Consider the following 6,245-nt stretch of genomic DNA (forward strand, 5'->3'; position numbering starts at 1 on the left):
GCCGGGGCCCGGCGCGTGGCGCTGCCGGCCGGCGGGCGCGGCGTGGCCAGCCTGGGCGTGGCGCCGGGCGGCCGGCGGCTGTGGATCGAGATCGCCAGCCCGGCCACGGCGCTGGAGGAGCGGGAGATCGGCATCGGCGTGACCAGCCTGGGCCATGCGGCGGCGGATGCGGTGGGGCAGCGGCTGGACCTGCTGGAGGCCCGGCATTTCCGCCGCGCCCGCGTGGTGGCGGAGGGGGCGTGACGGCGCCGCCGGAATTCGGCCCACCCTTCCGCGCCGGCTTCGAGGCGCTGCTGCGCTGGCGCCGCGATGTGCGGCATTTCCGCCCCGACCCGGTGCCGCGCGCCCTGCTGGAGCGGCTGCTGGATCTGGCGGATCTCGCCCCCTCGGTGGGGCTGAGCCAGCCCTGGCGCTTCGTGGTCGTGGAGGCGGCGGCGCGCCGCGCGGCGGTGCGGGCCAGCTTCCTGCGCGCCAATGCCGCGGCGCTGGAGGGGCAGGCCCCCGGGCGCGCCGGCCTCTATGCCCGGCTGAAGCTGGAGGGGCTGGACCAGGCGCCCTGCCAGTTCGCCCTGTTCTGCCTGCCCGACCCGGAGCAGGGCCATGGCCTCGGCCGGGCCACCATGCCGCTGACGCTGGATTATTCGGCGGTGATGGCCGCCCATACCCTCTGGCTGGCCGCGCGGGCGGAGGGGCTGGGGCTGGGCTGGGTGTCGATCCTGGAGCCCGAGGTGGTGCGCGCCGCCCTCGATGTGCCCGAGGCGTGGCGGCTGATCGGCTATTTCTGCCTGGGCTGGCCGCTGGTTGAGGAAGAAATGCCGGAATTGCAGCGGGAAGGCTGGGAAGAACGGCGGCGGACGCCGAGGCGCTGGGTTTAGCCGGCGGGGGGGGAGGGGCTCTTGAGAGGGGCTTCGCCCCTCTCAAACTCTCCCGACCAAAGGCCTGGGGCCTTTGGAAACCCATCGGGGAGGTCCGGCCCTCCCCAGGGGTGAGGGTCAGTTGTTGGTGAAGACGCGGGCCGAAAGGGCGCTCTGGTAGATGAGCTGGAGCAGGTCGCGCCCCACCTGGAAGGCCTTGGGGTCGAGGCGCGGCAGGGCGATCAGCTCGTCGCCGGGGCGCGGGCCCTCGCGCGGGTCGAGGAGGATCTGGCCGCTCGGGCGGCGGATCATGATGTTGCTGGTGTCGCCACGCTGGGTGAAGCCGCCGGCGGCCTTCACATAGTCCTCGATCGTCATGTCCGGGCGCCAGACGATGGCCATGGGCGTGGTGACCTCGCCCGCGACCATGACCGTGTCGGAGAGGGCGGGGATGACGATGGTGTCGCCATCCTCCAGGCGGATGCGGGTGCAGCGGCCGGAGTCATCGACGGCGATGAGGCGGCCTTCCGGCTGCAGGCGCCGGCTGCGCTGGATGTAGCTGGACACCAGCTGGGCCTCGCTGGCACGGATCTCGGCCACGCCGGTGGTGCTGGAGGTGGCGGTGAAGAGCTGGCGCTCCAGCCGGTCCACGGCCTCGTTGATGGTGCGCTGCTGCTGGGCGGCGATGCGCTGGCGCAGCAGGAAGACCGACCGGGTATCGGCGATGCTGGGATCGACGGCGATATAGTCGAGCACCTGGCACAGGTTGGCGTCACGGTCGGCCACCAGCACCGAGGGGCCGAGGCGGCTGCCCTCGACGAAGAGGCGCACGGTGGGGGCCGGCGCGTCGGTGATGAAGGTGACGACGTCCTGGTCCTGCAGCGCGACGCGGCGCAGCTCGGTGGTGGTGACGTAGCGCGACCAGGGCTCGCCATTGCGGGTGCCGCGGATGACGGCGTTGGTGGCCGAGGGCAGCGGGGCGGAGAGGTCCATCAGCTCGCCGCCGGTCATGCTGCGGCCGGCAACCTCGAAGAGGTAGTTGTTGCGGATGGCGCCATCGGCCGAGACGGTGGCGCCCTGCTTGCCGACCAGCACGGTATCGCCGTCCTGCAGCTGGATGGCGGGCAGCTTGCCCTGCAGCAGGAAGGGGTAGAGGTCGATGCGGACGACGCTGCGGCCGCCGCGGTTGATGACGATGTCGCGGTAGGAGCCGCGCACCGGGTCCACGCCGCCGGCGCGCAGCAGGAAGTCGAGCACCGTGTCCGAGGCGGAGCCCATGTGGCGGCCCGGCGTCTTCACGAAGCCGGTGACATAGACGCCGATCTGCGAGGAGGAGAGCAGCACCGCATAGACCTGCACCTGCTGGGTGTAGATGCGGCGCAGCTCGCCCTCGACGGTGCGCTGGAGGTCGCCGGCGCGGACGCCGGCCAGGCGCAGCGGGCCGACGCCGGGCAGGAAGAGATTGCCGTCGACATCGATGGCGCCCATCACCTCGGCCTCGACCGGGCCCCAGACGCGGACGCTGACCTTGTCGCCATTGCCCAGGCGGTAATTGGGGTTGCCGGTGTCGGAGGGGCTCGGCGCGTTGCGGGCGAAGAGCGCGGCGCCGAAGACCGTGCGGCTCGGCCCCGCCGGGCGGCGCGGCTCGGAGAGCGGGCCCTCGGCGATGGCGCCGGCCTCGGCCTCGGTGGCGGCGCCGGCGCGGCTGGTCAGGCTGCTGTCGGGCAGCAGCTGCGGCACGGTGCTGACACCCTGCGTCCCCTGGCTGCCCAGCGTGGGGGAGGAGAGCGGGTTCTGCTGGGCCCGCGCCGGGGCCTGGACCGCGACCAGCAGCGCGAGCGCGCTGGTCAGGAGGACTCGGCTAGAAAGCATGTTCGCGCATCCCCGTCATCATCATCCAGCCGATGCCGTAGAGCACGGACAGCAGCAGGAACATACTCACCACGATCAGCCCGGCGCGGGGGTAGAGCGGCAGCTCGGCGATTCCGGGCTGCACCACGCGGGTGACGAAAAGCTGCTGGCGCTGGGCATCCTGCCGCGCCAGCTCGAGCGAGGCGGTGGCCGAGGCCAGCTGCTTGTCGGCGAAATCCCGCTCCAGCAGCAGCCGCTCATAGGTGGCCATCTGCTCCGGCAGCGCGTCGGCGCCGAGGGTCAGGCGCTGGCGGTGCTCGCGGATCTCGCGCTCGAGCGAGCCGATGCGGTTGCGCAGCAGCTGGATCTGCGGGTTGTCGCCGCGCAGGAAGGCGAGCTTCTCCTGCAGCTCGGCACGCGCCGTCGTCAGCTGGGCCTCGAGCGCGCTGAGCGAGTTCATGCCGATCTGGGCGTTGCTCTGCGGGTCCACCGCGCGCTCGCGCTGGCGCCAGGTGGCGACGGCGGTCTGGCTGTCGCGCACCCGCTGCTCGGCGATGCGCAGCTCGGCGCGGGCGATGCGCAGCGCCTCCTCGCGGGCGCGGTCGGAGAGGCGGTTGACGAAGTTCTCCGCCAGGCGCAGCTGCTCCTCCACCAGGGTGCGGGCGTCGTCGGCGCGGAAGGCGCGGCTGCGCAGCGTGATGATGCCCGAGGTGCTGTCGATGGTCAGCGTGGTCATCGAGTTGTGGTAGAGCAGCAGCAGTTCCTTGGGCGGGTCGGCCATCCAGAGCATGGCCGGCAAGTCGGCCTCCGGGCGGCGGTAGATGTCGATCAGGTTGATGTTCTCGACCAGCGCGTCGAGCGCGTCGGGCGATTGCAGGTAGTCGCGCACCGCCAGCACGTTCTGGGCGATGGCGGTATAGCCCGCGCTGCTGATAAGCTCGCTGATGCCGCTGCTGCTGGAGGCGCGCGCGGTGCCGCCGCTGACCAGGAAGCGGGCCTCGGAGGCGTATTGCCCCGCGGCGATGCCATAGAGGTAGAGCGCGGCGAGCAGCGTCGGCAGGACGACGAGCAGCATGTAGAAGCGCCGCCGCCACAGCCAGCCGCGCCGGCGTGGCACCGCGTTGCGGGGGGCGGCAGGGGCGGCAACGGCAGAGGCGGCGGCGGGGCGGCTGGCCGCGTCTGTCACGCCGGGGTCAGAGACCCTGGTAGGCGGCGATAGCTTCATCGACGTCCTCATAGAATTCCAGCATGCCGTTGCGCAGGATCGCAGCGGTATCGCAGTACTTTTTGACGTGCTGCGCGTTGTGGGACACCAGCAGGATGCCGGCATCGGCACGCCGCAGGTCGAGCGCCGCGCGGCACTTGTCGGCGAAGCGCGCATCGCCGGTGGAGAGCGCCTCGTCCACCAGGTAGCATTCGAAATCGACCGAGAAGGACAGCGCCATCAGCAGGCGCGAGGTCATGCCGGAGGAGTAGGTCCGCACCGGCTCGCGGAAATAGGGGCCAAGCTCGGCGAAGTCCTCGACGAAGTCGACGGTCTCCTGCACCGGGGTGCCGTAGACGCGGGCGATGAAGCGGGCATTGGCCTCGCCGGTCAGGCTGCTCTGGATGCCGAAGCTTTTCCCGATCGGCCAGGACATGCTCATGCTGCAGCGGACGCGCCCGCGCGTCGGCCGCTCCACCCCGGCGAGGACGCGCATCAGGGTGGACTTGCCCGCGCCGTTGCGGCCGAGGATGCCGACATGCTCGCCCTTGCGGATGCGGGCATAGGCGCCGCGCAGCACTTCCTTGCGGCCCTGGCGCGTCTCGAAGACCTTCCAGACGTTCTCCAGTTCCAGCACCGCCTCACTCCATCATGGTCAGGCGCGGCCGCGCCGCCCGCAGGCCCGCCATGCCGAGCAGGTTCAGCCCGATGATCCACAGCCAGACATAGGAGATGTCATAGTACGGGACGATGCGGTCCCCGAACATCGCCCAGCGGTTCATCTCGTGGACGTGTACGATGGGGTTCCACAGCATGGCCTCCCGCGCCTCGTAGGGCAGGCTGCTCAGCATGTAGAAGGTGGCCGAGATCGGCATGAGCATGTAGGTGATCGGGTGCACGAAGCGCTCGACCGGCTCGTAGAACACCTCGAGCGAGGCCAGCAGCATGGCGAAGCCATGCGCCAGCAGGGCGCTCTCGATCAGCCCCAGGAAGAACAGCGCCGGGCGGTGCGGCCATTCGTCGAAGAAGAGGGCGGCCACCGTCATGAACAGCAGGATGATGGTGCTGCACACCACCGCTTCCATCATGTTGCGGGCGATGGAGAGGTCGAGCAGCGTGATGTTGCGGTGGTAGAGCAGCGACATGTTCGCATCGATCACGTTCGCGCCGCGGTTGACGATCGAGCGGAACATGACGAAGGGCGTGTAGCCCATCGCGTAGAACCAGAAGGTCGGCAGGCCGTTCGGCAGGTCGTGCCCGCTGAGCACGTGCAGCGACGAGATCGAGATGGCGAGCATCATCGGCTCGGCCAGCAGCCAGAAATAGCCGGTGCGGCTGCGGCCGAAGCGCGTCAGCAGTTCGCGCATGATGAGCGCGCCGATGACCCGCAGCTGCGTGGCCAGCGGGCCCGAGGGCGTGCGGCGGGGAACCTCGCCGATCACGGCCGGGGCACCGCTCCACCGCGCAGCAGGGGGCGGGCCGCTTCCCAGCCCTGGGCATCGCCGCAATAGAGCTGCGGCCGGGCCTGCGCGCCGCCGCCCACGGTCAGTTCCTTGCAGAGGCGGCCGCTGCCGGCATTGTAGGCGCGCGCCACGCGCACCGGCACCGGCGCCTGCCCGGCGGCGGGGGCCAGCACCGCTTCCTGGCCCGGCTGGGCCTCGGCGGCGAAGGCGGCCAGGGGGTCGGCCGGGCGCGGCGGCGGCAGGCTGGCCTGGGCCGGCGGCACGCTGCCGCGCCCCCAGCCGCCGGGCACGCTGCCGCAGCCGGCCAGGGCCAGCAGAATCAAGGCAAGGGGACCGCGCGCCAGGGCGCGGAAAACCCAACCCATGGACTTCCCGCTCACGCAGGCTTGTAGGCGATCATGCATGGCGCAAATCTACCGCATCGCAAGCGTGCTGGCAAAATTCCAGGCGCGCATCATACTCACGGTTTATTGAGCTTTTTCTGAACAAAATCACATCACGGGCCGCGCGCTGACCCCCCTTCCCGGAACCCTCGCCTTCCCCGCCGCCTGCCCCAGGGAGGCCGCGCATCTCGCGGCCTTCTGGCCCGAGCTGCGCCCGGCCCCCGCCGCGCACGCGGCCTGGCTCGCCCTGCCACAGGGCGTCGCCGCGCCGGCCCGCCTGCCGGGGGAGGTGCTGCGCTACAGCACCGGCCTGCTGCGCAGCCCCGCCTTCGCCGGGCGCCGCCGCCCCGTCGCCCTGCTGCCCCTGCTCCCGCCCCCGCTCCCGTCCCTGGCGCCGCCGGACCATCCCCTGGCCGGGCTGCTGGCCGCGCCGCCGCCCGCCACGCCCGAGGCCCTGGCCCGGGCCGCCGCCCCCCCCCCCTACCCCCCC

8 protein-coding genes are annotated in these 6,245 nt (G+C 71.7%); 3 read left to right on the forward strand and 5 right to left on the reverse strand.

Going from position 1 to position 6,245, the window contains the following annotated elements; genetic code table 11:
* Together NON00_RS23705 and bluB are read left to right on the forward strand one after the other, a co-directional pair.
* Nucleotides 1–243: hypothetical protein (locus NON00_RS23705; protein ID WP_256025261.1), on the forward strand; the 243-nt coding region annotated here is incomplete at its 5' end.
* A complete protein-coding gene (bluB, locus tag NON00_RS23710) occupies nucleotides 240–875 on the forward strand; it encodes a 5,6-dimethylbenzimidazole synthase (RefSeq protein ID WP_256025262.1) in 636 nt (211 codons plus the stop codon). The genes NON00_RS23705 and bluB, both read left to right, overlap by 4 nt.
* Nucleotides 876–992: 117 nt before the next feature.
* On the opposite strand, the gene NON00_RS23715 is transcribed toward bluB, so the two are convergent.
* The 5 genes from NON00_RS23715 to NON00_RS23735 are packed head-to-tail and all read right to left on the reverse strand — an operon-like array spanning nucleotide 993 to nucleotide 5,737.
* The gene (locus tag NON00_RS23715; protein ID WP_256025264.1) at nucleotides 993–2,726 is read right to left on the reverse strand and encodes a polysaccharide biosynthesis/export family protein; all 1,734 of its coding nucleotides are present in this window, start codon (nucleotides 2,724–2,726) and stop codon (nucleotides 993–995) included.
* The gene (locus NON00_RS23720; RefSeq protein ID WP_256025265.1) at nucleotides 2,716–3,891 is read right to left on the reverse strand and encodes a capsule biosynthesis protein; all 1,176 of its coding nucleotides are present in this window, start codon (nucleotides 3,889–3,891) and stop codon (nucleotides 2,716–2,718) included. The genes NON00_RS23715 and NON00_RS23720 overlap by 11 nt, the downstream gene beginning before the upstream one ends.
* Before the next feature lie 7 nt (nucleotides 3,892–3,898).
* Complete coding sequence (locus tag NON00_RS23725) at nucleotides 3,899–4,546, reverse strand: ATP-binding cassette domain-containing protein (RefSeq protein WP_256025266.1); 648 nt, start codon at nucleotides 4,544–4,546, stop codon at nucleotides 3,899–3,901.
* A gap of 4 nt (nucleotides 4,547–4,550) precedes the next feature.
* Entirely contained in the window at nucleotides 4,551–5,351 is an 801-nt protein-coding gene (locus tag NON00_RS23730) for an ABC transporter permease (protein WP_256025267.1), read from the reverse strand.
* The gene (locus NON00_RS23735; RefSeq protein WP_256025268.1) at nucleotides 5,348–5,737 is read right to left on the reverse strand and encodes a DVU3141 family protein; all 390 of its coding nucleotides are present in this window, start codon (nucleotides 5,735–5,737) and stop codon (nucleotides 5,348–5,350) included. Before NON00_RS23735 ends, NON00_RS23730 begins: the two co-directional genes overlap by 4 nt.
* Before the next feature lie 307 nt (nucleotides 5,738–6,044).
* Here NON00_RS23735 and NON00_RS23740 point away from each other — a divergent pair.
* Nucleotides 6,045–6,245 (forward strand): hypothetical protein (locus NON00_RS23740; RefSeq protein ID WP_256025269.1); only part of this gene is annotated, 201 nt, incomplete at its 3' end.

Source organism: Roseomonas sp. GC11 (assembly GCF_024437745.1).
Lineage (GTDB): Bacteria > Pseudomonadota > Alphaproteobacteria > Acetobacterales > Acetobacteraceae > Pseudoroseomonas.

Excerpts from the sequence above, each read along its gene's own strand:
- NON00_RS23715 (WP_256025264.1), bottom strand. The coding sequence starts at position 2,726 with ATGCTTTCTAGCCGAGTCCTCCTGACCAGCGCGCTCGCGCTGCTGGTC.
- NON00_RS23735 (WP_256025268.1), bottom strand. The coding sequence starts at position 5,737 with ATGGGTTGGGTTTTCCGCGCCCTGGCGCGCGGTCCCCTTGCCTTGATT.